The organism is Mesorhizobium sp. M8A.F.Ca.ET.202.01.1.1 (assembly GCF_004791595.1).
Taxonomy (GTDB): domain Bacteria; phylum Pseudomonadota; class Alphaproteobacteria; order Rhizobiales; family Rhizobiaceae; genus Mesorhizobium.
Map to the genome: position 1 here is coordinate 122,717 of NZ_SRUN01000016.1, position 25,639 is coordinate 148,355.

Genomic DNA, 25,639 nt, shown 5'->3' on the forward strand with positions numbered 1-25,639 from the left:
CTTACGCGAAAAGCTAATGCACTGCGGACTGTCAGTGCACTTCGAAAGTGCCGGTGGCGGACCACTGTTCCCCATCTGATAAATTGTCATCGCGCAGACCAAGGCGGCCAAGGCGCCTGCCACGCAGATCAGAAGGATTTGCGATTTAGAAACATGCTGGCCTTGCGACGGGTGACGAGAGCGCATACGGAAAGGCATAGCATGGATAGTCCCAAAAGCAACTTTGCGGCGTCACTGGCAGTGTGGACGATAGTCGATTGCTGCTCAAAAACGCTGTCTAGGCCGCCATATGCTTCGTTGTCATTCGGGGTTGTGTAATACCCCACCAGTTCATCCACATTTCCAAACGAATTGTAAGAACTCCGAACGTTGCCGGCCAGCATCTCGGCCATCGCCGGAAATGGCCCGACCCCATAGTCTGGGTCGGTGAAATACTGATTGCCTTCGATCAAGGCTCGGACAACAACATGGCCCGTCAGGCCAAAGACTTCCGAGTCAATACCGTTTTGTTGCAGTGCCTGGTGAACGAGAAAAGCCCGTTGATGGCAGAACCCACATGTAAAGCGGTCTTTGACCAAAACCCCTTCTGTTGCGAACGCGTCAGGGCCTCCGGACAGCCGTACGACCATCTGCTCAAGGACGCTCAATTGATAACTTGTGGGCTCGCAGTGGCCGGTGGCATTGTGCACGGTCTCGGTGATGCGCTTGACATACCCTAGTTGGCTCTCGCCAGGTTCCAAGTCTAGCGCATCGTTCGGAACGCTGGATATCGGGATGGCCGCTTCTTTGCTCGCATCTAGCTGCCAAATCGTCGAAAAATGCTGGCTGGAAATGCCCGCACTCACCAGCGCAAGGCATATTAGGATAGAGGCGAAAATTGATTCTTTCACAGCAGCGTTCAAAACACATCCCTAGCTTGCAGATCAAGTGCCACAAGGGGTTATGGGATGATTTTGACAACGTTACCCGCTGACGTGTCCACCCACAGTACCCCGGACTTAGCACCCACTGGCGCAGTGCCGGCGCTGGTAGGGAGAACTTTGTAGAGCTGCATCATCGCGCCGTCTACACCCACAAGGGTGCCAGTTGTGCCGTTGATGTTGTTCGGCCCGAAGCTTAGCCTCTCGGCAAGAGTAATCGAACCCACAAGGTTGTTTGTCAGGCCGACGAATTGGTTGCCGCGAATGTCGACTTCCATTGCATGCGTGCGGTTCGCAACCACACCGGCAAACGACACCGCAGGCGAACAATGGTCGAAATTGTTGCCCCAGATGTTTGCGCCATGCACGCCGTCGTTGCCGTTGCCCGCCGCAGCTCCGCCAAGTCGAACAGCAGCACTGTAGGCGCCAGCTGTATCATACCCGCCGAAGCGGCACCCAATAACGTTGAGTGCGTTGCCTCGATAAGCTGCGATCCATTCGCCACCGCCGGCGAGCTGATCATAGAAAGTACAGCCGAGAATACCGATGCCTCGAAAGTCCTGGATCGTCGACCCAGACCAGAACCGGCCAATGCCATCTGCGCCGGCCTGCACGTTGCACCCAATGAAGGTAAGGCCTTCGCCAGACCCGTGCACCGGGTAGTTGCCGTTCGCTCCCTTGAAGTGGCAGGACGTGAAGGTGTGAGCGTTGCAGAAGCCGACGGCATTCGTATCCTGTAGCGCCAGGACGCCGCCCGATGCCTTGCCGTTGAACGACACGTCCTTGAAAGACCCCTGCGTCGAGCCATATAGACTCACGCCACGACAGCCAATTGCTGCGCTATCGGCCAACACAAAGCAGTCCGTCATGTGCATGTAAGACGAGCCCGTAGCGATCAGGCCGTAATCAATCAGAGCCGCATTGAACACTGTCTTGTCGAGCGCTTCGATCCAAAGTTTTTCAAGCGACACATTAAACGTGTCCCGCAGGTCTAGCACCCGGCCCACACCAGCACCGGCGGATGAGCGAAGATAAGTCTGTTGTGCGGATCCAGTGCCGAGACCGCCCAGGCCCATCAGGCGGACATTGTGCTTCCCCTGGAGAGCCGTGAACGGGGCAGTCACACGCACATCGCCTTTCAACAAAATGTTTCCGCCCTCGGCCGGCATCGAATTGATGAGCGTGGTAAGCCGCGCAGTCTGGTCGGTAGCATCGCCGGGAACGTTGTTGTTCCATGCCTCTATTACCGGCAGGTCTGAGAAGGCGATCGACTGAAGCCTCGTGCGAACTTGGGCGAATGTTTTGCTTTCGCGCGCTGTGCCGGTAGAGTTGTCGACAAGCATTCTGTCAGCCACGACGGGCGGCAGACTCACACCGGCCGCCGCTGCCAAGGCAGCATCACGAGCTGCCTCGGCAGCAGCTAGAATAGGCGCGCCAGACTCGTTGAGGTCGCCGACAATATCGTCCGATATATAGAAGTTGATCACGATGTCACTGACACCGATTACCGGGTTCAAGGTTTCGAAGGCGTACACGAAATCGGCCGAGACGGCGCCCTGCTGCACATGCACCGTGGTCCCCTTCTGCATGGTGCGCGCGGTGCGTGCGTCGGCGGCGCGGAACCACTGGCCTTCGCTCGCCGTATAGATGCCGTTCTCGCTTGCATCGGCCTGGTTCTTCACCAGCACCCGGTCGCCTACCTCGGTGGCCACGCCATCGATGGTTTGCAGCCCGTAAAGGGCAATGTTGACCGTGGTCGCCAGGCGCACGGGTTCACGCTCGCCGGTCAACAGGCGAACGGCGGCGGTTGCAGGTCGGGCCATGAGGCTTGCTCCATGAAAAAAGCCCCGCGAAAGCGAGGCTTGAAGAAGGTTGAGTATCGATGCCAACTTATCGTGCGAAGGTCGGCAGAAACCGCCATCACGGCGGCCACAAATGCGCAGCCGGCGATCAGGCCTGCTTGGTGAATGATCTCCACAATTTGCCCAGCATGGAACTCTTCGGTGCTGCGAGTTCTGGTTCAGGGGCTTTGCGGATGTTTACAGGCGTGCCCGGCGGCAACCCTTTTATCTTGGCTATGACTTGGCCCATTATGTGCCAGTAGACCTCAAGGTCCGTCAGTTCCTGGTTTGAGACGTCGTCCACTCCCCCAAGAAACAGCGGTATCTTGTAACCAATACACTGGTCGTAGGTTGGCGGTGCCCCGCCAGCCGCCAGCCAATCCTCCACAAATATATTGGCACTCAGCGCGGCATCAGGATCTTCTATGGCCAGAACATCATGGAAAGTCTCGATGTTGGCAGGGATTTCAAGCGCTTCGCCTGTACCCGGCTCAAACAGGAGCACTCCAGGTTGCCCTTGTTCAAGTCTCTCACCGTCAACTGCAAACGCAGAGCCCTGCCAATCGTACCCGAAGCAAGTGATCCGGCCGACAAACTCCGGAAAACCCAAGGTTACCCTGGCGTTCCAAAGTGCCACGTCCTGTGCGCGGATGACCCGGTAGAGACCTTTCCTGAACGAAGCCCCGCCGAAGCTGGTCAGCAATTCGCTTAAACCAAATATTTTCGCGTCGAAAGCCGCATTGCCTCCGCCAGCCGCCATCCTACTTTCAACCGGAAAATGTTGTCGAAATGTCTCGTACAACGCACCCCCCATTATATCTGCCGTTCAGCCTAAGCTGTCCCCGCAATGTCTGCGCCAATAAACCCCGCAACTCAAATTCTACCCAAGGTTGCACCAAACACAATAGAGCTGCCGCAAATCTCTCAACAAATCCTGCGCATTACCTTTTAAGCTCTGGCAGGATTTTCTCGTCGAGGAATTGGAGCCGGCTCGCCAGCATCTCGGCGTTGGCGGGATTGGCATCGACATTGACCGGTATCAATTTCGCTACGGACCTTCCGTGGCGTGCAGCCTCAACCCAGTCTTCAAGCGCACCGAGATAACCATCCAGCGCCTCGAAAGGCGTCTTTCCGTCATCAGCTGGCAGGTACGTCGGCGGCACATCCCCGACGATCACCCAAGTCCATGGATTCACGTCCGGTCGACTGGTCTCTATCTCGAAAAGGAAAATATAGATTATCCCTTCCGCGGCGCAACCAAGATATTCGTCCTTAATGGCCGATACCCAAGTGTAGAATTCGAGATATTGGCGGGCCTCGATCCGGGCAGAATCCAGCTCGTCGTGGCCGGTGCTGATATTAGCCGAAGGCAGGCGTGTGACGCTGCTCAGGTCGGGTTTGCTATTATTCTCTATGACCAACTCCCTTGCCGCCTTTGTCTAGGCCAGCGTGAATGGTCTCCGGCATCCCGATGCCGCTCTATGTGATTGAATTCTTTTCCACGGTTCGGTCCAGAGGTTCACTCCAATCACGTGGAGATCGTTAAGAGTGCACTGTGACCATAATTCGGCACCACCAACCATAGCGACCAGACTGTTCAGTTGGATGAATTGCCGTAGAAGCAGGAAGCAGAACGTCTAACCCTGAGACTTCTTATGTTTCTTGACGTAATCAAGGACACCGCCGAGATTCAAGAAAAACGTAACTCCGGTCTTCTCCTGCCATTCGGCCATTTCTTGCGTTTTTTGGGCTTCCAGCGCTTTTCTCTCCGCAGGATCGCTGATGGCCAACCGCAAGCGCCAAGCTATCTGGGCTGCCTTTTGCTCGTCGCGCAGTTTCTGCATCTCGGGGGAAATGTTCTCGTATTCAATCGTCGGCTTCCGCATTTTTGCGACTCCCATCGGACCGCGATCACGCACAAATCCCGCACGCGCCCATTGTACCCACCGTTGATGCACCTTTCAACGCGCATTCCTGGGGAGTCCGTTATCCGATCCGAGAGCTTGAGTTCGCGTATCTGGCGCGTTTGATCCGCCCGCTCCAATGACAGACGATATGCCGGCCGCCGGAAGTATCAAACCGGGATTACGGTGACAGTGCACTTTTACCTTTATTCTACTCCAGGCCTCACTCTAGGTCATACGAATATAATTGAAAAAGTGCACTGTCATCGCAATTCCAAATAGCATTCAAATCCCGAAATTTTCATCGACGAACATCTCGGGAAAATTCAGTAAATCACTCTTGAAGCAGTGGCAGAACCTTTTCATCGAGGAACGCGAGCCGGCTCGCCAACATTTCGGCGTTGGCGGGATTGGCATCGACATTGACAGGTATCAATTTCGCTACGGATTTCCCTTGCCGCGCAGCTTCAACCCAATCTTCCATTGCACCGATGTAACCATCCAGCACCTCATACGGTGTCTGGACGTCATCGCCGGGCATATAGGCCGGAGGCACATCGCCCACGATCACCCATATCCATTGAGGCACATCTGGCCTTCCAGGTAAAATCTCGAAGAGAAAAATGTATACTATACCCTCGGCGCCATACCCAAGATACTCGGCTTTAATATTTTTCCCCCAGTTATAAGACCGGAGGTATTGACGGGCTTCCAGAAGAGCTGCGTCAATATCATCCCCCGAGTCAGGATCGTTGGCAGCCAGCGGCAAACGACTGACTTTACTGAGGTCTGGCATAGCTGCGTTCACGACGTCTCTCCAATACTCGTTTTTTTCTGGCGCCATCGTCTCTTGGCCCAGCGCTGAAAATCCCCAGCTTTGTTGTGGTGCCGAATGAGATCTTCCCTAAGCCTCAATCCGCGAAGTTGTTGTCCACAAACATCTCGGAAAATTGCTGGGGCGTGAGTGTTACGTTGTTGTCGTGGGCGATTTTCAGGTTCCTTGACCACATATCCCGGATTGCCTCAGGCATCGTGTTAGGCATGTGAAGAGCCTTGGCGATTGCGTCGTCCCACCGTCCGTCGCCGCCATAGATGGCTTGCAGTTTCGGACCCATCGCTTTCAGGCCATCTTCCGATTCCTCAGAGAGCTCTCCAATCGCCTTGAGCACGTATAGCTCAAGAAGCCTGAGCAGCGGTTTTCCGTCATAACGTGGGTGCGTCGCCATTTTTCCCCTCATGCATCATTGGTGGCGTATTCGATGAGGCGTTGGCAGATGGCCGACAGGCTGGGCTTTTCATCCAGCGACGCTACCCAAGCCTCGGTAAATTCGATCGCGATGTATACTTCAATGAAATATGTCAGGCCTGCCTTGGCTGCCTTCGCTGGCACCAATGCATCGTCCGGGGCAATCGCAACCATCGCGTCTGAATTCTCGGTCCAAGGCTCCGACACATAGATCGTGTAAGTCTCGTCCTCATCTTCATCGTCATTGTCATATTCAGACAACCGGCCAACGATGTCGATCAACCTGCTTATTTTCCCCATAAAGAAAATCCTCCTCGGCGATTCGGGTGCAGTGCTTTCTGGAAGATAGTCCCAGGATCATGTTGTGATCTAGGGACGAGTTGCATCACACCGGGTTCCGGGGCGTGATGCCACGTGTAGCCAGGGGGTGCTCTGCGGGGAACGAGGCCCCTCTTTGTGCGCTGAAGGTTAATTCCTGCTTCTTGCATAACTTTCGCGAAATCCTGCTCTCTTTCCATCAGAACCAACAGGGCTTCGTTGGCTGCCTGGAAATGGCGCGGGCGCGAAACGTTTGGATATAAGGCAGGATCCAGCCTTGTTTCGAACACCACGCTATAGAACTGGCCCGTCGGCCCTCGACTAGCGCCGTCACCTGCTTCTTCTGTCAGCAGTTCGGACCCAGGCGCAGGTAAATCGTCTATACCTTTGTAAAGGTCTAATCCTTCAGAAAGAACGTCCTCAGTCGAGTTGGGGAGCTTACCTCGGCTTCCCAGAACAAGCGCCTCGGCTCCCTCAGCCAGGTCGTCGGGCCGCTTCAATATCTGCGCGAGTTCCTTAACCAAAGGCCCCGCAATCTTGCCGGCTTGTTGCAGACCGACGGACGCCAGTCGCTCAGTGGGAATTACTCCTAAGGCATTGAGAACCGTGTCGCCGACGTTCCCAGACATCGCGGACGCAACAGCCTTATCGGCAGCGACCATGGGCGTGATACCGAGCAGCGAAATGCCCTGCTCGCCGGCTCCCTCGGAGCCAACCAGCAACCGTGCCAGCTTACGCCGCATACTTTCTGGCTTACTATCGCCCACGATAAGCCGACCAAGCTTATCTTGAGGTGTAGGAATGTAATTCGTGACTTCTACATTCGAGTCCCGCAACCCCAACTCGGCTGCTTTGCCCAAGTCGAGCAGCATTTTGGGGTCGACTATCCAATCGCGACGTGTTCGCTCAGCTAGGCTTCTCTCTGTCTGGTCAGCACTTGTCCGAACTAGCTGGTCTAGCATTGCCTGTTGGGCAGCTTCGGTAGGGAGCGCAGCAAAGATGTTGTCTAGGATGTGATCTTGCGGTTTGGTTCCGTTTTTTAGTTCGCCGACGACGCTGCCTGCCACGGAATTCGGCAACGGCTGGACGGTGTCGAAACCCAATTGCTTCTGGGCGGCGATCGAGCCGATGATCGCCGCCCGATAGTCTTCCGGCTTCGACAGGTTGTTCCAGGCTGCGTCTAGGTTTGCGAATGTCTTGCGAACATAGTCGCCGGGATCCCCTTGCCTGGCTCTGAAGGTCAGGTCGGCGGCGGTTACGATGACGTCATGACGCGCTTTATCTTCCTCAGGGTTCGCACTGTCCGCCCTCGTTGCAGAATCCTTGATCTTGGCCCGTACGCCCTCGTTCGACATGCCGCGCATGCCGTAAAATTGCCGACTGACATCGATCGCCTGATTGAAGGCTTGGAAGCGCCTGGCGCCTTCGGTGGCGCCATAGAGGGCTACGAATTGCTCCGGAGTGGGAGTTGGGCCAGAATACGTTCCGGTTTCCCTGATGGCGGCCGGCGCGTTCTGTTCGGCCAGGCTAATACCGGTACGCATTTCGACTTGCCGGAACGCGTCGGCGGCCCGGGCTTGCTGGGCTAAGGCCGACCGGTCCTCAGGCAGGATGTCGTCCCGGAAGGCCTGCGCCACTCGCTCGTCCGGCGTGAGCCTGCCAAGGCGATCGCCCTTTGGCGCAACAGAACTTGTGGCATTTGCCTGCGAACCACCAGCCACCTCTGCCGTGTCGTCCTTCCTCCGACCCTGCGCCGCGCCCAGCATCTCGGCGGCCCGCTTCGGGTCCTGGGCGATCATCGCCTGGACTAGCGCCTTGGCCGTGTTGGTGCGCCAGGCGGCTTCCGCCGCTTGCCGGGCAAGCGGGTTGCCGATCTTGGCGATCAGGTCGGACCCGCTCTGCCGGATCGCCTCGAAGGTCGCGGTGTCGCTCGGGTCGCCATTTGCGATGGCGCTCGTCGACATGGTGTCGACCTTGGTCCACTCGGCGAGCTCATAATCGTCGCGCCGCTGAAGCTGCCGCTGCGCCATGCGAAGCGAGCCGGCCCCGCGCAGCACCTCCTTCTGCCTGGCGAAGTTGGCGCGCTGGCTTTCGGGTATGCCGGGCAAGGCGGCGGCAAACAGCTTGTCGAACAGGCCTGTCTTCACCACCCGGCCGTTGCGCGGGTCGACCTGGCCATACATCGCGTCATGCAGGCCGGCGCCGTCGGCCGGAGCGTTAGCCGTCGCCTCGTCTTCCTCCTTTGCGATCTGGCCATTGAACTTGCGGCGCGCCAGCTCGGCGTCGAACGCCTCCTGCCGCTCTGTCATCTGCCGGTAGTGCTCGGCAAGAGCGGAAAGCTCGTCGCCAAAACCCTGCATGGCGCCGCCGACCGGCGATCCCTGCGGGTATTGCGGCGCGTTGCCGGTATCGAGCCGGCGCTGGCCAACGGAAAGGGGAATGACGTGGACCATTTTAGTAGAGCCCCGAATAGCCGTTGGCCATGGCCGCGCTCGCCCGAGGTGAAAGCATCGAACCGCCGAAGGTCACAGCCTTGGTCGGGTCGTAGATTTTGGAGAGGCCGCCAACCAGCGCGCTACCGGCGCTGAAGATCGACGCCGTGGCCGCCTGCTTGCCGGAGAAGCGCGAGATGGCGGCCTGGCTGTTAAGGTTGTTCTGGCGCAGGTCCGAGCTGTACTGAAGCGCCTTGAGGTCCATCTGGCCCTGCCTGGCATTGGCGGCCAGCACCTCGGTTGGTGAGCCTGCTATGCCGACGCCGGAAGCGCCGGCCTGGGCGCGCGCCTGGGCCTGCAGCAGATCCTGCTTGTGACGTTCCTGGCTCTGCTCGAAGGCAGAACTTTGCGCCTCGGCCCGCGCCTGCTGCTCATAGGCCCTGGCCTGATAGTCGGCCATCTGCTTCTGCTGCTGGCCCTCGAGCAGAGAGCCGCCGACCGACAGGGCCGTCCCTGCCAGCCCTAGAAGGGCGAGTGTGCACATGGTCAACCTCGTTCGTTAAAGGGATTTTCTTGCGGGGATGAATTGGCTTTTGGCGCCCCGGCCTTCGGCTTGCTTGCCTTCCAAGTGCCTGGCTTTGTTGCTCTTGATCGGCGCGCCGAGCGCCGGGCGCGGGTCGAGTGCGCCGCCGGCGCTGAGGAAGGAGAGCAACAGCCTGTCGGCCTGCAGCGCCGGGCGGCTGAGGCGGGCGGGCGCCGCGGCGCGCGGGCCGGCCATCGCGGCGCGGCGCGTGGTGGTCAGGTTCACCTTCAGTTCGGTCACGCCGGCGGCCTCGAAAAGGCCATTGGCGGTGGCGACGGCACGGGCAAGCGCATCGGCCTCGAACAGTTCCTGGCGCAGTTGCTCGACCAGACGATGGACACCGCGCCAGCGCTGCGTCAGCGTTGCCGCCCTGGCCTTGATGTCCTCGCCGAGCGCGGCGATGTCGGCGCGGGCTTGGCCGCGCGCCGCCTCCGCCCGGCGCTTGCCGGCGGCGTCGATGGTTTTTTCCAGAAGCGCGATCCGGTCGTTGCAATCGTCGAGCGCGGCGCGCGCGGCGGCAAGATCGCCATCGCCGAAGACCGCGCGGTCCTCGGCCTGCGCCAGTTCGCTTTTGCGCACGAGCGCGTCGTTGAGGTCGGTGTCGAGCAAGGCGATGACGGCCGCGAATTCGGCAGCCGTCCGCGCCCTGCCGAGCTGCTCGGCAAGGGGAGATGTCATTGGGGTTGTCCTTTTTTGGGGAGAGAGGCGGTCCGCGAAGCTGCCGATCTCCCCACCTGTGGGAGATTGGCCGTCACCTCGGCCTTCGCCAGATCAACTACGGCTCGGCGTCGAACACCGGTGTGAACGCCCGGATCGTGCACGGCGTCGGGTTGACATGACGGATGCGCACGCGGCCCTGGCCTTCCCAGCTGTCGTCGATCGGCACTTCGACATTGCCGGTGAACAGTGTGGCCCTCCCGTCCGGCGCGACGATCGAGGGCAGGCGCACCGGCTCCCAGCGGCCACGCATGAAGGACTGTACCTGGAGCCCCGTGATATCGGTCTCGAGCAGCGACAGGATGGCCTTCGCCACCTTCTTGCGGCGGCCGATGATGGAGCCGTCGCGGCCGCCGACATCGAGTTCCAGCGTGTCGGCGCCCGCCGCATAGGGCAGTCCGAGCTGCCATTTGGCGGCGATCGAGCCGCCTGGCAGCGTCACAGTTCCGCCGCCGCTGACCGCCAGGCCGCGATAGACCTTGCCGTCGGCCAGCACATCGACCGACTGGCCGGCGAGATGCATCGCGCCGCCCACCGTGGTCACCGCGGCGCCCGTGTAGGTCAGCCCGCAATCGACCTCGAAGGCGTCGGCGACGGCGCCATATTCGAACGGAGCGGTCTTGATCTCGATATAGCGCTTGGTCACGCCGCCAATGGTGCGCTTGACGACCAGCCACAGGTCGTCATTGCCGTCTTGGCCAGGCGTCACGGCAGCACTTTCGACGACCGCCCAGCCAGCGCCGCTGAAGGCGCCGCCCAGGCGATGACGATGCATGCCCCTGACATCCTGGGATGGCTGGTGCGTGTAGCCGCCAAGCTCGCCATTATCGAGCGGAAACCACAGCATCGGGTCGGGGTCGGTCTGGAAGGCCAGCTCGACCACGCCTTGCTTGGGAATATGCTCGGAAATCTGGCCGACATCGTCCGAGGTGAACCGGCTCTGCGCGGTCTGTGTCAGCTCGGCGATCGATTTGCGCGAGCGCGTCACATAGAGGAACGACTGGCCGGCATCGACCGGGCGGATGCGGGCGCAGCCGAAGGTGCGCGAGCGCCGGTTCTTGAACGAGGACGGCGTCAGCGCCTCGTCGATGCCCGAGCCCGACAAGGCACGCACGCCACCGGACGTGCCGATCAACAGCGCACCGTCGGAATCGGCGATCCAGACAATGTCGTTGGCCTGGCCGCCGCCGGCCTGGACGAACTCCAGCGCATCGTCATCATTTTCGCCGAGCGCGAAATTGTCGAAGTCGCCGGTCTTCGATCCGTAGACCGAGAACTTCCGGCTGAAGGCCAGGCGCTCTTCATAGAGCGAGCCGCTCTCGACATATTTGCCGGGCACGAAAGTACCCAGCCGCCACCGCGTGATTGGCGAAAGATCGGGCAAGGCATGACCATAGAGCCTGATCTGCACGACAGTGGTGCTCGTCCTGCCGGTGACCTTGGCCCAACGCCACACATTGTCGCTGCCAAGCAGCCGGACCGACCTTCCAATGTCGCTTGTCTGGAACCCGGTGCCGTCATTGATCCCGGCAACCGCCGATGCCGTGAGGTCGAAGGGCGCCATCAGGTCGCCGTTCTCGGTCAGTGCGATCTCGGAGAGCGAGGTGTTGTTGGCATCGTCGCCACCGCCACCGGAAAAGTCGAACTTGTAATACTCGTAGGTGGTCGAGTTCAGGAAATCGTAGAAGCGAACCTCGGAGCCGGACCAGCCGCGCTCCGATGTCCTGCCGTCCAATGAGACGTAGTTCACGCCATCGTTGGAGGCCGACAGCTTCCATTGCGTCGGCGTGTCGCCCCATTTTGCGGCATCTTCGGATGCGGATATCCAGTAGGCGTTCACCGCCTTTCCCTGGCCGGCCGGGAATTGATACTGCAGAAGGCCGCTGCTGCCCGTCGATATGGTGACGACGCCATTGATCGCGCGGTCAAATACCCTCCAGCTGTTCGTGCCTGTGCCATTGTCCGTAACCGTGCCGCTCGGGGCTGTCGCCGAAGTCATCTTCGGCGTCGCATGACCGGTGCTCGCCGGCTTCAGCGTCGTCGACGTGGTGTTGATGTCGTCATAGGGACCGTCGAGGAAGTTGAAGTCGGCCAGGGCCCAGCTGGTGTGCGCGGTTCTGGTCAGCACCTTCAACGGGTAGTCCCGGTGACTGATCCACATCTGGTCTGCCGACTGGACGTAGGCCAGCTCGAACAGATCCGCCTCCAGATAGGGCGAAGCGACCTCCACCGTGCCGACACGCGCGCCGTAGGCGTAGACGCGGATATACTGGTCGCCGAATTCGAGCGCGTAGGCCTGGTCGGCCGAGAAGATAAACGGGATCAGCCGCGTCTTCCTGGCCGAAGTCTTGACCTCGCCGGCAAAATAGGTGCCGCCGCGCTTGCGGATGCCGCCATGCGGCAAGGTGACGAAGTTCTCGCATCGGGCAAGGGCCGCCCGATAGAAATCGAGCGAGGCGCGGGCATGCAGGCGGGGCGAGATTTCGCCACGGGTGAAGACGTCCTGAACCGGATAGAGCGTGGCCATCAGCGCGCACCCCTGCTGTCGCCGCGCTGGCTTGACCACGAGGCGGTGTAGAGACGCCCGCCGCGCTGGATGGCGTTGGCGTTGAAGGCAGCGTCCAGCGCCCGGTCATAGGCCGAGCGCGCAATGTCGATCATGCCCGACTTGTGGGTCAGCGGATGCGCGACCTTGATGGCGAGCGCGGCCACCAGCACCTCGGTGAAAAGCGCGTCCCAGTCATTCGGGTCGGTGAGGTTGGCGACGTAGCGGATGGTGAGCGGACCCGGCTGGTCGCAATAGATCAGTCCCGCCTCCTGGCGCCAGGAGATCGGCACGCCGTCGGGTTCGCCATTGTGCGTCAGCGGCAGCGGCCGCAAGCAGTCGGCCGGAAGCTCATAGGCAACGTTCAAGCCACAATCGCCGCCGGCGGTCATCGACCCGACCACCGTGGCGCGCAGGATCGCGAACACCCAGGCATGTTTGGTCAGCTCCGCTTCCCGCGCGAGGTCGAAATGCAAATTGAGCAACCGCGCCGCCTTGACGTCCTGGTCGAGGCTGTCGATCGGTGCCTCGTCGAGCACGGCGAGCGCCATGTTGGCGATATCGGTCGGGGTGATGGCCATGGGTCGGCACCTCGTGGGTCGTGGTTGTTGCGGACATGAAAAAAGCCGCGCGGAGGCGGCTTGACGTACTTGCTATTCGCCATGGCTGGCGTGTTACGGCGCCCCCCTCTGGCCTGCCGGCCATCTCCCCCACGAGGGGGGAGATTGCATGTGGCATCGCTTTCGCCAACTCTCGACGTTGAAGAAAAAGCGCGGCCGTCAACGCTGCCAATCTCCCCACCCGTGGGGGAGATGGCCGGCAGGCCAGAGGGGGGCGCGGCAGAACTCAGCCTTAGAAAAAGGGCGGAGCGCCAGCCCCGCCCCTCGCCTCAGCCGGTCATGCCTCGGTCGTCTTCAGCGCGATGAACGTCATGTTCTTGACGCTCGACGCTGTGCGGTCCCAGTTCGCCGCCAGCGCCAGTTCGGCGTCGGTGGCGAACTCGCCGGCCGAGGCGGCGTCGAGGAAGCGGGTGCCCGGCACGTGCGGCACGAAATGCCGGCGGCCGACCATTTCGGTGACGCCGCCGCCATGGCCCTGGCGCGGCTTGCGGTCGAACTCGAGCGGGCCGCCTTCGGTGTTGACCGGCAGCTCGTTCCACAGGATCGCCTTGTCCTTGAACATGAAGGCGGTGTAGACGCCCGCCGCCACCGGAATGTCGTCGTCGACCACGCAGCGCAGCCCCATGTAGTAGGGGATGAGCGGCCCGCCCTGCTCGGAGGACGGCACATAGTCGATGAGGTCGGCGAGCTTCAGTGCCTTCATCTGCTTGGAGTGCATCCAGATCGTCTTGAACTTGTCGGCGCGGTCGCCCATCAGATAGGCCGCCTCGATGATGTCGGTGTCGACGATGGAGGCGCCGGTGGTGCGGACGAGATCGCCGGCGTCATTGGCGATGTTGTCGGCGACGACGCCTTTCAGGATGCCGAGCAACGTCAGCTTGTTGGCGCGCTGCCAGTACTCGGTCTGCCGCTTGACGATCAGCTTCTGCGGGTCGTCGCCGGCCAGGATCGAGGTCAGGTCCGGAACGCCCCATGCCTGGGCGCGGACGTTGCGGGCGGCGACCTCGCGGCGCGAGCCGACCTTCTTCATCTCGATGGAATCGGCCGGGTCGTCATTGACCGGTTCGGACGGGTCATTGCCAAGATCCTTCCAACCGGGCATGTCGACGGAGCGGCCGCCCATCGACAGTTTCGACGAGATGGCCGGGTCGGAAAACAGGATTCCGGCCTGATAGATCTCGAGCGACTGGACATGTTCCTCGAAAGCGTATTGCGCATAGACGGACGGAACGATCGCGTCCGCGATGCGGGTGTAGGCATCTGCCATTTTTGTCTTCCTTCAGCTTGGGGTTTGGCGGTGAGTTTGAGAGTCAAAGCGGGTTGTTCGGCATCCAGCGGTCGGGGTTCTCTCCAGCCTCGCGGGCCAGCCGCCTTGCGCGGGCGGGGTCGCTTTTGACGAGGGCTGAAATGGCCGTCAGGTTGCGTTCGCCGGCGGCGTTGCGCTTGAACGGATTGGCTCCGCTTGAACGGGCACCGCCGTCGATCGTGTCTTCCCTGAACATCGCTTCGCCGATCGCCTGGAACGCCTTGGCGATTTGCGGATCGGTCAGCGCCCCGTCAGGCAGAAGGATGCCCTTCGCCTTGTAGGCGTCGACCAGGCCGAGCTTCTTCATCGCCCGGTTGGCGACTTCCAGCTTCTGGCGAAAGCCGTCGCTGTCGGTCGGTCCCCAGTCCTTGACGAGGTCGTCATGGGTGGCTTCGACCGAACGGGCGAGCGCGACTTGCTGCGCTTGCGCCTGCTCGGCCATGTAGCCGACGAACCTGTCGTGATAGGCCTGCGCGATCTTCGGGCTTGCACCCGCTTCGACCGCCCAGGCCTTGGACGCCTGAGCGAGCTCGTCCGAATAGGCGAAGTTCTCCGGCAGGCCTTCCGGGCGCCGGTACTCGACCTTCTCGGCCGATGTCAGCGGACGCATCTCCTCGGGCAGCCGGGCGTGGAACTTGTCCCAGTCTTCCCTGGATGCGTCCTTGCCCGGCACGCGCAGGCTTTCGCCCTGCTGCCGTTCCAGCTCCGCATAGGATGTGAAAACCCGATCGAGGTTTTCGGCCTTGGTCCAGCCCTTGGTTTCAGCGAGCTTGCGGTTGCCTTCGGAAAGACCGTCAAACCAACTTTGGGCGACAGCCGCGGCGGACCCGTTGTCCGCGCCTGCCGATGGCCGTACTGGGTTGCCCGCCGGCTGCGCACGCGCCGCCACGGACCCGGCGTCTGCCAGATCTGTCATGTGTGAGATTCCTTTGTTTGAGATTTCAGAAAAGGAGCCGGCGGCGAAGCTGCCAATCTCCCCCCTCGTGGGGGAGATCGCTAATTGTTATCGCCCCAGTTCTCCCACAGCAGCGTCACCGTCCCCGTCACGGCCAACGTGCCATCCGCATCGATATCGGTGCCGGTGGCAAAGGCGAGGTTGAGATAGAGGTCGGCCGGCGTCGTGGTGCCGTCCAGCGTCGAGGCGGCGGCGATGTCGGCGGTCGAGGCGGTGGAGAGCGCGGAGCCCGCGCCGTCCAGCGTGCGGCCGGTGGACGCCAGCACATTGACCATGGTGCCGGCAAGCGTGGCGCTCGACGCGGCCGCCGAACCCAGCGACCAGGTAAGCGCGGCGGCGTCGTTGATGGTTGATGCGCGCGTGGTCGGCACCGCGAACTGCAGCCTGGCCGTGCCGCCCTTGATGCGCAGCTTGCCGTCGGAAAAATCGAAGATCTTCTGCGAGGCATAGGCCAGCGCATCGGTGACCGGCACCTGCATGCCGGCAAAGGTGAAAACAGTGCGATAAGAACCGCCCTGCCCCGTGGTGACGGCTTTCAGGCCGAGCTTGGGCGGGGCAAGACCGGCCTCGCGGGCGGCGGCACGGGCAAGGGTGCGGGGAAGACCACGCGTCATTTCATTCTCCATTGTTGGGTGGGTGCGCGCAGCGCGCGGAAGCCAAACCGCTTGGCTTTTCAGATGACGAACGCCCGCGGCGACAGTGGACGGCCGACGCAGGCCAGGGCGCGGATCGTATCGACAAGACTGAATCATTTTGGCAGGGATCGGCGCTATCGCCTTGTTCCAAAGGGTTGTTTCGGACGCCCTGGCCCATCAACGCCCGAGAAACCATGACTCACTTCGTGAGCAGCCATGCCCCCGTTCCGCCGCAATGCGGCCGCACGGGACGATCTATAGGGATTTCAGACCTTTAAGGGAGACCTCGCATGATCTTTCACAAAGCAATGGCCGCCGTCCTCATGACCGCCGCGCTTGCAGGCTGCCAGTCGCAGACCGAAGGCCAGCAGCGCGCCACCACCGGTGCGCTCCTCGGCGGCGCCGGCGGCGCGCTGGTCGGCCAGGCGATCGGCGGCAACACCAAGAGCACGGTCATCGGCGCGGCCGGCGGCGCGCTGCTCGGCGCCGTCGTCGGCTCCGCCACCACCCCGCAGCGCCGCGAGGACCAGCTCTGCCGCTACCAGGACCGCTACGGCCGCATCTACACCGCGCCCTGCGACGACCGCTACTACAACGGCAATTATTGATCGTTAGCCGCCTTCTCCCCGTTCACGGGGAGAAGGTCCCGGAGGGGGATGAGGGGCAGCGCCAAGGTCTGAAAAGCCGGTGCCGCCGAACGCTCAACCCGCGAAGTTGTTGCCACCAACATCTCGGCAAATTGTTGGGCCGTTGTTGTCGTGGGTTTACGGTGACAGTGCACTATTTCACTTCGACAAACTGAGGTGAACCTTAACAACTCACTGGGTTCCCCCTGTTCGGAATCAAGGGCATCCGCCCCCAAAGCTGCCGCCAGAGCGAGCACTGACTTGTTGCAAATTGCAATTTCGGCTGTGATTTTTGCGCCCCGCCTAATCACCAAATAAAGACAAATCGACTCTGGGGCAAAAAGCAAAGCTGCAGCAACGTACCATCAAGCAAAATAGTGCGCCGTCACCGCTGTGCACCATAATGCTGCTTCCCACTTACTTGGGGCCGCACCCTGTCCCCAGGCACGTCATTCCGTATTCCTTCATCAGCCGGCGGGTGACCAAGTTTCTGATACGCTCCTTCTGTGCTTCATTGAGGCCTCCGGTCGGACATTCGTCGATTGCATATCCGGCCGCCACGTCGGGATTGCCTTGATTACGAGCCTTCTTCAGTACGCAAGAGAATGCCCTCCACTCTTTGGCGGAAAGGGTGATTGCGACAGCCGGCGTTACATGGAGCCCCACGAGCAAAAAGGCTAACAAGACTAAACGCACGTTCGTGAACCTCTCGACCTGATCCAATCTTATGTGATCACATCTAATTCACTTGCAAACGGACCACAACAACGACGCAAGGCCTTGTTGCGGGGTTTGCTCGATGTCTAATTCGCCAATGGGTAATAATCCTTGGGCAGGTTGATACGGAATTTGCCGGGGCGGTATCGCTGATTTTCATCGGTCGTACCGTGCCAGTGCTGTCCAAGTCTCGGGCCGTCAAGCTTATTTATCCAGACGAGATTCGCCGCATCCGACACCTTCGGGTTGGCATAGTTCAAATTGTCGCCAACCTTGGACGGCGTGCCGCTTGCCCGTTGTAACAGATACTCATCGACCATTTTTGACGCCTTGGCAAAGCGAGGATCATCGACCGACAGTTGGTCGATGTCGTTTCGACCAAGAGGAATAGTGTTTTTGCTGTTAACGTCCGAGAATTGTGCCCAGGAATTGACCACGTCTGAGATATTGTGCCCCCAATGCTCTGACGCCAACCGATTTAGAATCGTATCGATGACACCTTTGGCCTCGTCATCGCCGTCCTTGACGAACCATTCGGTCATCAGCGTCTTCTTCAACCGAATAATGTCTGCTGGCGAAAGGTGGATGGATTTCGCGAATTCAGCTGGGCGTTCGGAATCGACGTCATCAATTCGGTCACTATCAAGCGCAGCAGGCGGCTGTGCTCGAGCCGCCTCAATATCATCCAACTGCTTGGCCAACGACTTGCGCCACTTCGGGTCCACTATTCCCTTCAGCGCCTGCTGCCGCGCTTGCTCGGGATCAGGCGCATCGGCCCAGGTCTTGAGCAAACCCTCGGCATCGGACTGGGGCAGCGGCTGAGGCTTTGCAATACCCAACTGACGCTGGGAGGCGAATGACAGCGCAAGCGCGGTCCGCAGGCTCTCTGGCGTCGATAAATCCTTGAGGGCAGCGTCGAGAGCGGGCGTGACTTTGCGGGCATAGCCGGCCGGGTCGACTTGCCTTTGCTGTATGACGAATGCGGCAGCATCCGCGTTCAGCTCATAGCGTCTCTGATCTCGTTCAAAGCGCGCCTGGTCCTGCTTGTACATTTCGGGGTCTTGCTTCGGCGCGAAGCGGTTCGGGACCGGCTTTGCCGCGAAGATAGACGCATCTACTTCACTGGTGGGCGTAACACGCATATCGGCAACCTATGGGCTGACATCCGCCCTCCAGTTGAAATTCCTGGATCGATTGCCGCCCTCTTCCGCGCCAAAAAAATGGGCGAATTCGGAATCGTCATATCTTGAACCGGAATAGGGCTCCATATTGGCTAGGGCCGCCTTTGCCTTCTGCGTGTCAGTGTTGAGGCCGGCATGCATGGATATGAAGCTCGCGGCATCGGCGCTGCGGGCCTGGCGAACCAGGTCGCCGTATGACTCAGGCGATAGCTGTGCAAGCAGCACGTCGACCGGAACATTGTCCTGAAACGCCTGTCCAACTCGCTCACTTGGGTCGACCTTGCGAATACGATCTTCCTTCCCGTTTGACGCGCCAAAGCTGTCGGCTTGTGCAACAGAGCCGGTTGTGACCTCGTCAACAGCCTCAGGCGGAAGGTCGCTTCCGCTGCCTGCGCCATTTTCAGCCCCAGTAGATTGAGGGCTGTTCGCGGATTCCTGGCGATTAGAGTTTCAAATCGGGTCTTTGCCGAGCGGTCGAACCAAGCGGCTTCGGCTTGTGCCTTGCTTTGTGGATCAAGGCCCATCTTGGTGATGAGATCGAGGCCGCGCCGGCGCGCGGCATCGAAGGCGGCGTGGTCGTTCGGATCGCTCCGCACTATATTGTTGAGCTCGACGGCGTGTACCCGCGATAACTGGTCCTGCTCATAATCCTTGCGTCGCTGAAGCTGCCGTGCCGCCATGCGAAGCGAGCCGGCCTCACGCAGCGCTTCTTTCTGCCTGGCGAAGTTGGCGCGCTGGCTCTCGGGCATGCCGGGCAAGGCGGCGGCAAACAACCTGTCGAACAGCCGGCCTTCACCACCCGGCCGTCATACGGATTGACCTGGCCATACATGGCCTCATGCAGCCCGGCGCCGTCGGCCGGCGCGTTGGCCGTCGCCTCGTCTTCCGCCTGCGCGATCTGGCCATTGAACTTGCGGCGCGCCAGCTCGGCGTCGAACGCCTCCTGCTGGGCTGTCATCTGCTGGTAGCGCTCGGCGACGGCGGAAAGCTGATCGCCCAAACCCTGCATGGCGCCGCCGATCGGCGAGCCCTGCGGGTATTGCACCCCGTTGCCGGTATCGAGCCGGCGCTGGCCGACGGAAAGGGGGATGATGTGGACCATTGGCTGTTTCCTGCTCGAATGGTTTTGAAAAAGGGCGCGTTGCGCCGGCGACCGCGGCACGGCCGGATCGCGCGCAGGCTGGGGCTGATTTTCGCGGGCTTGGTTGGATTGGCGTTTCTTAAAAATCGCGGAGTGGCGATGCCGCTGGCGTGCGTGAACGGATTGAGGCGCCGGCCGCGAAACAGCCGATCTCCCCCCACAAGGGGAGATTGGCAGCTTCAGCGTTTCATCTCTCCTCCGCCGCGCCGCCCTTTCCAGGGCCGCGAGCTGCGACTCCTTGGACAATAAACGGCGGAAGCGGGCGTGGCCCCCCGCAAGGCAGTGCGGACCCCCTACCGGTCCGCCCGCGCCGCCTTCTCCACCGCCATCTTACGCTGAATTTCGATAGTTCGATTCCAGAAGCGCACCACTTCAAAATGCTCTTGTCTGGTCAACCAGATCTTGTTCTCCAAGCTAACTGGATCGCCACCAACCGCTATAGGTTTGATCTCGAACAGTTCCATGCCCTTGGAGCGAGAAGCTGTATCTTGTACATGCAAGCTATGGACGCTGATTGTTTGCCATCATTCATCCTTTTCCGGCTCGTCGAATAAACGAATCCCAGCCGACTGATTGCCGAGGCGCTCAAACACGTCCGAGCGCAGCCGTCCGCCAGGCGAAGAAGCATTTTCGGGTCGAGCTACCGACAACAGGGCCGCCAAGACTGACGACGTCAAGGCGCTTCGAAAGGCTCAGTCAAGGCATTGGAGATTCCTAATGGCTTGAGGGCATCGAGAACGCGCTCGGAAACGACAAGGCGGTAGTCTTGCGCTATTCCGAAATCATCGCGGCCGGCATTCCCGTTCACTTTCAGCCATACGAAGGGGGGAAGCTTCTGGTCCGGTTGCATTTCTTCGAACAACTCGGAAGTGGTCACTTCGACCGTGTCGAATGTCACATCGGAAAAGTCACTCTTGATAATCTTATCTCTGACATCTTCAGTGACCAAGTAGCACGGGAATGACGTCACCATCCCATCGCCCAACCAGCCATCAAACTCATAATGCAAATGGGTTACGAGAGGAGGATGGACGGTTGTGTCCATAGTGGCGTTTTCACCAGGCCCGCCAGAAACCTCTGGCTCGAGATAATAATATTTCATTTCTTACCTACTGACGGTTGAAAAGGAATTCCGGTGACAGTGCACTTTTTGCCTATGTCTCGGTCCGGTGGCTCACGCCAGCCACATGGACGCGTCGGTAAAAACACCCTGTCACAGAGATTGCCGTGTCTCACTGATGGGCTGCAGTCCAGCACTGTCACCGTAATTCGTAATTCTATCCAGTCGCTGCGGTCATGCGCCGAGCTGTGAAATCAGGCAAGGGTGAACGTCAGGCAGGATAGGGGAAACGTTCAACTTCTGAAATTCTCGTCCACGAACATCTCGGCAAATCTCTCGGGCGAGAGGGTCGTGCCGTTGACGCGAGCGATTTCGACATTCCTCCGCCACATATCCGGATTGCTGCCGGCATTCCCTCGGGCATGTGCATGGACTGGGCGACTGCATCATGCCATTGTCCATCACCACCAAATAGAGATTGCAGTTTGGGGGCCATTCTTTTCAGGCCCTCCTCCGACTCTTGAGAAAGTTCTCCGATCGCCCAGAGCACATAAACATCCAGCAGTCTAAGCAGCGGCTGTCCGTCATAACGTGGGTTAGTCGACATTTAACCTCTCACGCATCATAGGTGGCATAATAGATAACGCGTTCGCAGATGGCAGAAATGTTTGGCTTTTCTTTCTGCGATACAACTAAAGCCTCGGTAATCTCGATCGCAAGGTTGATTTCGAGAAAGTATGCCAGGCCCTCTTTAGCTGCCTCGCGTGGTACCAACACCCCATCCTGCTGAGGCAAAACCATTGCGTCTGAATCCTCTGTCCAAGGCTCCGCTGCGTAGACCGGGTCCTCCTCGTCAAATTCCGACAACCGCCCAACGATATCCAGCAACTTCATTTTTTCCCCATAGGGAAAACCCTCCTCGGCCATTCGGATGCAGTGTTTTCTGAAAGATAGTCTCAGGATCATGCGGGAATCTGCAACGCCTGCTTGACCTCAGCCACGACGAGGAACATGGGAACGTTGTTATCATAACATCACCGAACCATCCTTCCATCTGATAGACAAGTTTTCGGACAAGAGGGGGATGAATGCTTATGTCCATGACAGTGCCGCAGCATATTCCTCCTCCCCAAACATCTGGCTTTATGTAAGAATATTCCACTAATCACCTGATGGTGGATCCAGCGACGACTTGCGCTGATTTTCGATAGTTCGATTCCAGAAGCGCACCACTTCAAAATGCTCTTGTCTGGTCAACCAGATCTTGTTCTCCAAACTAACTGGATCGCCACCAACCGCAATCGGTTTGATCTCGAACAGTTCCATGCCCTTGGAGCGAGAAGCTGTATCTTGTACGCTCATTTCAAGTCCTCCAGCGTAGCAAATAGCTCGGCGAGGTCTCGCGCTATCGTCTCGGCGGATTGCCGTTCCATAAATATAAACGGGATGCGCACGATTGGCATTTCCACATCGTGGGTGTCGAAGCCATAGGCTTCCCCTCCTCCGTTTGACGCAAACAACAGGATGCCTGGTGCGTATTTTTCAACCTCATATTCTCGATTGAAGTCTGCCAACTCTTCGGCTTTGAAGAAAATAATGTAGTTGTCGCCAACGAAGCCTTCACCCCCATTATGCTCTTTGAGGAAGTCGGTGTAATCCTTGGGCAGATAGACACCCAAGCGTGCGGACAGGCCATCGACGATTGCGGATTCAGCCGGTGCGTCGAACTGCCCCTCAGTTAAACTATATGCCACTGCTATCCTCCCAGGTCTTTCAGGCAGCTTGACCCAGTGACTTGTTGGAGACCCGAGACAGTGCACTGTCACCGTAATGCCAGATCATTCAATCCTTTTCCGGCTCGTCGAATAAACGAATCCCAGCCGAGTGATTGCCGAGGCGCTCAAACACGTCCAGAGCATACTCTGAGACGACAAGTTGGTGGTTCGGAGCCATGCCGAAGTCGTCATGACCTGGCCGCCCATGGATCTTCATCCAGACGAAATGTGGAAGTTTCGTCTCTGGCTGCAGCCGACGAAACAGCTCCGAGGCAGTGACCTCGACATCGGCAAATGTCACCCCAGAAACACCTATCTTCAACAATTCCCGCTCAGCCTCGTCCGTGACAAGATAACAGGGAAAGCTTCTTATCAGGACATCTCCGATCCAAACGTCAATCTCGTAGTGAAGCTTGTGCACAATCGGCGGATGAACACGGTTGTCGAGAACCGTATTTTTGCCAAAGTCGCCAGCGACGAATGGCTGCACATAATAATAATCCATTACTCACCTATATTTCCCAACGGGCGGAACGAAAAGATGCCCATATTTCTTGTCCATCATTGTCGAATGATCCAGGATCTGTTGCTCTGTCGGGTGAGGGAACATTTCATGAAATTTGTCGTTTTCCATTCTTAATATAACAAGATGAAGAATATCGTTTATTTTCTTAGGGATTCCGCGAAGATTCTCTATCGAATTCATCTTTTTATCAGACAGAAAGCTTAGAATCCTGTTAAGTAATTGCTGCTCGGCTTGATGATGAATAACTAAATCCTTGATGTCCACGTCTGGATTCGCCTCAGCATACGTTTTCCGGTAGTTATTTGTAGTCGCCTCGCCAAATTTCGCACCAGGATGCTCTACGCGATTGACGTCTCTGGCGAATAGCTCGCTTGCCACTTCGGCGAATATCCGGCGGTCCAGCTTTGACTTCCGAGGCGAACGGATCGCTCGGCGCACGCCTTGAGCGGGGCTGGGCATCGTAGCGTCAGAGAGGGCGTTGGAGTCAACGGTCGGAAGTCCCCCGGCTGCATCCAGCGACTCCGTGAATTGTTTGTTGAAATCCTCCGGCTGTACGTTCGCCGGCCTGGCTGACTCGGTGCCCTCACCGCCACCTACCTTCTCAAGCCGACCAACAGCAACGTCGGAGGTTGGCGCACTCGCGGTTTCTAGGCTACTTGTAGATCGCTTTGCCGCACCAGAACCAACCGACCCAATTGCTCGCGGTATCGCTGCCTCTGCGGTTCGACCGAAAGCGGGCATCGGTATCGCCCAGCCCAATGCGTCACTGCCTTGACGCATCATCACCTTCTCGACATTGTTCGAAGGCTCGTAGTAGGCATCCTTGTAGTCTGGAGGGCTGATCGTTCCTCCGGACATGCCATAGGCAATCCAATCATTTACGTTGGCCACAGCGATCCCGGCATTCGCAGCTACCTTGCCAAGGGCGTTGGCGTCCGCTGGCAACACCTCGATCGCCGAAAGGCGTGGCTTGCCGCCGGGGAGAATCCCGCCCAGACCGGCATCGTCCAATTCCCGGACCAGGGTTGCTCGTGCCACAGGCCCCTTCGTGCGCGCGAACAGCTCGCTTGCCTTGGCGTAATTGTCCATGAAGTACATGCCTCCGCTGTCGCGAGCTTCGGCAAGCTTGAGGAGAATGGAGAACGGCACGGGCTGAAGATTTTCATCATCGATGCCCAGTGCCTTTTGCTTGGCGACAGACAATTCTATCGTTCTGTCATATGTGTCTTGGTCGTAAGCCTCTGGATCGGAAGGCCCACTGCCAAATACAGCGTTCCAACCCGTGGAAATGTCTGAAGACAAGTCGCTGACGTAGCCACCGGAATCGGCCCGTCTCCTCTCCAGGACCAGCTTTGCCGCGACAGCGGTTGCCTCACGGCGCGCCTGGTCCTCCGGTGACGTATTCGGCCCCGCATCGGCATCGCGAAGGGCGGCATGGATCGCCTGGTTCGGCATGGTCCCCATGTCGAAAATCTGCTTCCCGACATCGGTCTGCCATTCGAGACCCTGCCGGCGCCTGATGCCCTCGTCGCGGCCATAGATGATCTTGTAAGCATCTTCGCCCGGTAGCTCGCCGGAATAGGCGCCCGTTCGCGCGATCTCGTCTGGCGCGTCCGCCTCGGCGCGAGCGATGGCGACGCGAAGCTCGACGTCCTGGGTGAACTTCGCCACCTTTGCCTTTAGAGCCAGCGCCTCCTGCTCCTGCCGCGGCAGGTCGTCCCTGAACGCCTGTGCTATGCGTTCATCCGGTGTTTGAATGCCGACGCGGCCTTGTTTCCCGCCGGCCATCTTAGGGCCGTCCGCAAGGGAACTGCCGTCAGCCTGCGCGGTATCGCCGTCGCTCCCAGCCTTCGCCATCCCCACCCCGAACATCGCCAGCGCCCGCTGCGGGTCCTTGGCGATCAGCGCCTCGAACCGGGTCTTGGCCGCGGTGCCGAACCAGTCCTTCGCCTTCTGTTGTTTGATGCCGGGGTCGACACCCATCTTGTCGATCAGGTCGAGCCCTTGCTGCCGGGCCGCTTCGAAGGTGACGTGATCGTCGGGATCGGCGCTACCGATGGCGATGGCGCTGGTCTTCAGCGCCGTGTCGACCTCGGCCTGCTCATAATCCTTGCGCCGCTGAAGCTGCCGTGCCGCCATGCGAAGCGAGCCGGCCTCACGCAGCGCCTCTTTCTGCCTGGCGAAGTTGGCGCGCTGGCTTTCGGGCATGCCGGGCAAGGCGGCGGCGAACAGCCTGTCGAACAGCCCGGCCTTCACCACCCGGCCGTCGTACGGATTGACCTGGCCATACATGGCCTCATGCAGGCCGGTGCCGTCGGCTGGTGCGTTGGCCGTCACCTCGTCTTCCGCCTGCGCGATCTGGCCATTGAACTTGCGCCGCGCCAGCTCGGCGTCGAACGCCTCCTGCTGGGCCATCATCTGCTGGTAGCGCTCGGCGACGGCAGAGAGGTGATCGCCCAGCCCCTGCATGGCGCCGCCGATCGGCGAGCCCTGCGGGTACTGCACCGCATTGCCGGTATCGAGCCGGCGCTGGCCGACGGAAAGGGGAATGACGTGGACCATTGGCTGTTTCCTGCCAGCTGGTTTTGAGA

26 protein-coding genes are annotated in these 25,639 nt (G+C 59.6%); 1 reads left to right on the top strand and 25 read right to left on the bottom strand.

What is annotated here, in order from left to right:
- Nucleotides 1-128: 128 nt before the first annotated feature.
- The 16 genes from EN845_RS28940 to EN845_RS29020 form a co-directional block, all read right to left on the bottom strand.
- Nucleotides 129-902 carry a hypothetical protein gene (locus EN845_RS28940; protein ID WP_127873237.1) on the bottom strand — a complete coding sequence of 258 codons (774 nt, stop codon included), beginning with the start codon at nt 900-902 and terminating at the stop codon, nt 129-131.
- Between the two features lie 38 nt (nt 903-940).
- Nucleotides 941-2,809, bottom strand: a complete 1,869-nt coding sequence (locus EN845_RS28945) for a hypothetical protein (RefSeq protein WP_127873238.1) — start codon at nt 2,807-2,809, stop codon at nt 941-943.
- A 61-nt stretch (nt 2,810-2,870) separates the two neighbouring features.
- Nucleotides 2,871-3,563, bottom strand: a complete 693-nt coding sequence (locus EN845_RS28950; RefSeq protein ID WP_127873239.1) for a T6SS immunity protein Tdi1 domain-containing protein — start codon at nt 3,561-3,563, stop codon at nt 2,871-2,873.
- A gap of 139 nt (nt 3,564-3,702) precedes the next feature.
- A complete protein-coding gene (locus EN845_RS28955) occupies nt 3,703-4,182 on the bottom strand; it encodes a hypothetical protein (protein WP_245511828.1) in 480 nt (159 codons plus the stop codon).
- A gap of 216 nt (nt 4,183-4,398) precedes the next feature.
- Nucleotides 4,399-4,647 carry a hypothetical protein gene (locus tag EN845_RS28960; RefSeq protein ID WP_127873240.1) on the bottom strand — a complete coding sequence of 83 codons (249 nt, stop codon included), beginning with the start codon at nt 4,645-4,647 and terminating at the stop codon, nt 4,399-4,401.
- A gap of 352 nt (nt 4,648-4,999) precedes the next feature.
- Nucleotides 5,000-5,473 (bottom strand): hypothetical protein, encoded by a 474-nt coding sequence (locus EN845_RS28965; RefSeq protein WP_245511829.1) that lies wholly within the window; start codon nt 5,471-5,473, stop codon nt 5,000-5,002.
- A 103-nt stretch (nt 5,474-5,576) separates the two neighbouring features.
- The gene (locus EN845_RS28970; RefSeq protein WP_127873242.1) at nt 5,577-5,891 is read right to left on the bottom strand and encodes a hypothetical protein; all 315 of its coding nucleotides are present in this window, start codon (nt 5,889-5,891) and stop codon (nt 5,577-5,579) included.
- An 8-nt stretch (nt 5,892-5,899) separates the two neighbouring features.
- The gene (locus tag EN845_RS28975; RefSeq protein WP_127873243.1) at nt 5,900-6,193 is read right to left on the bottom strand and encodes a hypothetical protein; all 294 of its coding nucleotides are present in this window, start codon (nt 6,191-6,193) and stop codon (nt 5,900-5,902) included.
- Between the two features lie 5 nt (nt 6,194-6,198).
- Entirely contained in the window at nt 6,199-8,682 is a 2,484-nt protein-coding gene (locus EN845_RS28980; RefSeq protein ID WP_127873244.1) for an HNH endonuclease, read from the bottom strand.
- A gap of 1 nt (nt 8,683) precedes the next feature.
- Nucleotides 8,684-9,205, bottom strand: a complete 522-nt coding sequence (locus EN845_RS28985) for a hypothetical protein (protein WP_245511831.1) — start codon at nt 9,203-9,205, stop codon at nt 8,684-8,686.
- Nucleotides 9,206-9,220: 15 nt separating this feature from the next.
- Nucleotides 9,221-9,922, bottom strand: a complete 702-nt coding sequence (locus tag EN845_RS28990) for a hypothetical protein (protein ID WP_245511832.1) — start codon at nt 9,920-9,922, stop codon at nt 9,221-9,223.
- Nucleotides 9,923-10,019: 97 nt separating this feature from the next.
- A complete protein-coding gene (locus EN845_RS28995) occupies nt 10,020-12,488 on the bottom strand; it encodes a hypothetical protein (RefSeq protein ID WP_127873245.1) in 2,469 nt (822 codons plus the stop codon).
- Nucleotides 12,488-13,087: a hypothetical protein gene (locus tag EN845_RS29000; protein WP_127873246.1), complete on the bottom strand. Its 600-nt coding sequence runs from the start codon at nt 13,085-13,087 to the stop codon at nt 12,488-12,490. Before EN845_RS29000 ends, EN845_RS28995 begins: the two co-directional genes overlap by 1 nt.
- Nucleotides 13,088-13,403: 316 nt before the next feature.
- Nucleotides 13,404-14,393, bottom strand: coding sequence for a Coat protein (locus EN845_RS29010; RefSeq protein WP_127873248.1), 990 nt, complete (start codon nt 14,391-14,393; stop codon nt 13,404-13,406).
- Nucleotides 14,394-14,436: 43 nt separating this feature from the next.
- Nucleotides 14,437-15,348 carry a hypothetical protein gene (locus EN845_RS29015; RefSeq protein ID WP_127873249.1) on the bottom strand — a complete coding sequence of 304 codons (912 nt, stop codon included), beginning with the start codon at nt 15,346-15,348 and terminating at the stop codon, nt 14,437-14,439.
- A gap of 80 nt (nt 15,349-15,428) precedes the next feature.
- Complete coding sequence (locus EN845_RS29020; RefSeq protein ID WP_127873250.1) at nt 15,429-16,001, bottom strand: hypothetical protein; 573 nt, start codon at nt 15,999-16,001, stop codon at nt 15,429-15,431.
- 311 nt (nt 16,002-16,312) lie between these two features.
- Here EN845_RS29020 and EN845_RS29025 point away from each other — a divergent pair, with 311 nt between their 5' ends.
- Complete coding sequence (locus tag EN845_RS29025; protein WP_127873251.1) at nt 16,313-16,630, top strand: YMGG-like glycine zipper-containing protein; 318 nt, start codon at nt 16,313-16,315, stop codon at nt 16,628-16,630.
- Between the two features lie 821 nt (nt 16,631-17,451).
- Here the strand turns inward: EN845_RS29025 and EN845_RS29030 are convergent.
- The 9 genes from EN845_RS29030 to EN845_RS35585 form a co-directional block, all read right to left on the bottom strand.
- Complete coding sequence (locus tag EN845_RS29030; protein WP_127873252.1) at nt 17,452-18,507, bottom strand: cell wall hydrolase; 1,056 nt, start codon at nt 18,505-18,507, stop codon at nt 17,452-17,454.
- 634 nt (nt 18,508-19,141) lie between these two features.
- Nucleotides 19,142-19,648 carry a hypothetical protein gene (locus tag EN845_RS29035; RefSeq protein ID WP_189522901.1) on the bottom strand — a complete coding sequence of 169 codons (507 nt, stop codon included), beginning with the start codon at nt 19,646-19,648 and terminating at the stop codon, nt 19,142-19,144.
- A gap of 332 nt (nt 19,649-19,980) precedes the next feature.
- Complete coding sequence (locus EN845_RS29040) at nt 19,981-20,151, bottom strand: hypothetical protein (protein WP_189522902.1); 171 nt, start codon at nt 20,149-20,151, stop codon at nt 19,981-19,983.
- Between the two features lie 209 nt (nt 20,152-20,360).
- Complete coding sequence (locus tag EN845_RS29045) at nt 20,361-20,789, bottom strand: hypothetical protein (RefSeq protein WP_127873254.1); 429 nt, start codon at nt 20,787-20,789, stop codon at nt 20,361-20,363.
- Nucleotides 20,790-21,362: 573 nt separating this feature from the next.
- On the bottom strand, nt 21,363-21,641 hold the full coding sequence (locus EN845_RS29050; RefSeq protein ID WP_127873255.1) for a hypothetical protein: 279 nt from the start codon (nt 21,639-21,641) through the stop codon (nt 21,363-21,365).
- Nucleotides 21,642-21,908: 267 nt separating this feature from the next.
- The gene (locus EN845_RS29055) at nt 21,909-22,109 is read right to left on the bottom strand and encodes a hypothetical protein (protein ID WP_127873256.1); all 201 of its coding nucleotides are present in this window, start codon (nt 22,107-22,109) and stop codon (nt 21,909-21,911) included.
- Nucleotides 22,106-22,501: an SMI1/KNR4 family protein gene (locus tag EN845_RS29060; protein WP_127873257.1), complete on the bottom strand. Its 396-nt coding sequence runs from the start codon at nt 22,499-22,501 to the stop codon at nt 22,106-22,108. Before EN845_RS29060 ends, EN845_RS29055 begins: the two co-directional genes overlap by 4 nt.
- Nucleotides 22,502-22,589: 88 nt before the next feature.
- A complete protein-coding gene (locus tag EN845_RS29065) occupies nt 22,590-23,027 on the bottom strand; it encodes a hypothetical protein (RefSeq protein ID WP_127873258.1) in 438 nt (145 codons plus the stop codon).
- Nucleotides 23,028-23,030: 3 nt separating this feature from the next.
- Nucleotides 23,031-25,610 carry a hypothetical protein gene (locus EN845_RS35585; RefSeq protein ID WP_189522903.1) on the bottom strand — a complete coding sequence of 860 codons (2,580 nt, stop codon included), beginning with the start codon at nt 25,608-25,610 and terminating at the stop codon, nt 23,031-23,033.
- Between the last annotated feature and the right edge of the window lie 29 nt (nt 25,611-25,639).

Coding starts and splice junctions, on each gene's coding strand:
- EN845_RS28960 (WP_127873240.1), bottom strand. CDS start 4,647: ATGCGGAAGCCGACGATTGAATACGAGAACATTTCCCCCGAGATGCAG.
- EN845_RS28970 (WP_127873242.1), bottom strand. CDS start 5,891: ATGGCGACGCACCCACGTTATGACGGAAAACCGCTGCTCAGGCTTCTT.
- EN845_RS28980 (WP_127873244.1), bottom strand. CDS start 8,682: ATGGTCCACGTCATTCCCCTTTCCGTTGGCCAGCGCCGGCTCGATACC.
- EN845_RS28985 (WP_245511831.1), bottom strand. CDS start 9,205: ATGTGCACACTCGCCCTTCTAGGGCTGGCAGGGACGGCCCTGTCGGTC.
- EN845_RS28990 (WP_245511832.1), bottom strand. CDS start 9,922: ATGACATCTCCCCTTGCCGAGCAGCTCGGCAGGGCGCGGACGGCTGCC.
- EN845_RS28995 (WP_127873245.1), bottom strand. CDS start 12,488: ATGGCCACGCTCTATCCGGTTCAGGACGTCTTCACCCGTGGCGAAATC.
- EN845_RS29000 (WP_127873246.1), bottom strand. CDS start 13,087: ATGGCCATCACCCCGACCGATATCGCCAACATGGCGCTCGCCGTGCTC.
- EN845_RS29010 (WP_127873248.1), bottom strand. CDS start 14,393: ATGGCAGATGCCTACACCCGCATCGCGGACGCGATCGTTCCGTCCGTC.
- EN845_RS29015 (WP_127873249.1), bottom strand. CDS start 15,348: ATGACAGATCTGGCAGACGCCGGGTCCGTGGCGGCGCGTGCGCAGCCG.
- EN845_RS29020 (WP_127873250.1), bottom strand. CDS start 16,001: ATGACGCGTGGTCTTCCCCGCACCCTTGCCCGTGCCGCCGCCCGCGAG.
- EN845_RS29025 (WP_127873251.1), top strand. CDS start 16,313: ATGATCTTTCACAAAGCAATGGCCGCCGTCCTCATGACCGCCGCGCTT.
- EN845_RS29030 (WP_127873252.1), bottom strand. CDS start 18,507: ATGCGTGTTACGCCCACCAGTGAAGTAGATGCGTCTATCTTCGCGGCA.
- EN845_RS29035 (WP_189522901.1), bottom strand. CDS start 19,648: ATGGTCCACATCATCCCCCTTTCCGTCGGCCAGCGCCGGCTCGATACC.
- EN845_RS29040 (WP_189522902.1), bottom strand. CDS start 20,151: ATGGAACTGTTCGAGATCAAACCTATAGCGGTTGGTGGCGATCCAGTT.
- EN845_RS29045 (WP_127873254.1), bottom strand. CDS start 20,789: ATGAAATATTATTATCTCGAGCCAGAGGTTTCTGGCGGGCCTGGTGAA.
- EN845_RS29050 (WP_127873255.1), bottom strand. CDS start 21,641: ATGAAGTTGCTGGATATCGTTGGGCGGTTGTCGGAATTTGACGAGGAG.
- EN845_RS29055 (WP_127873256.1), bottom strand. CDS start 22,109: ATGAGCGTACAAGATACAGCTTCTCGCTCCAAGGGCATGGAACTGTTC.
- EN845_RS29065 (WP_127873258.1), bottom strand. CDS start 23,027: ATGGATTATTATTATGTGCAGCCATTCGTCGCTGGCGACTTTGGCAAA.
- EN845_RS35585 (WP_189522903.1), bottom strand. CDS start 25,610: ATGGTCCACGTCATTCCCCTTTCCGTCGGCCAGCGCCGGCTCGATACC.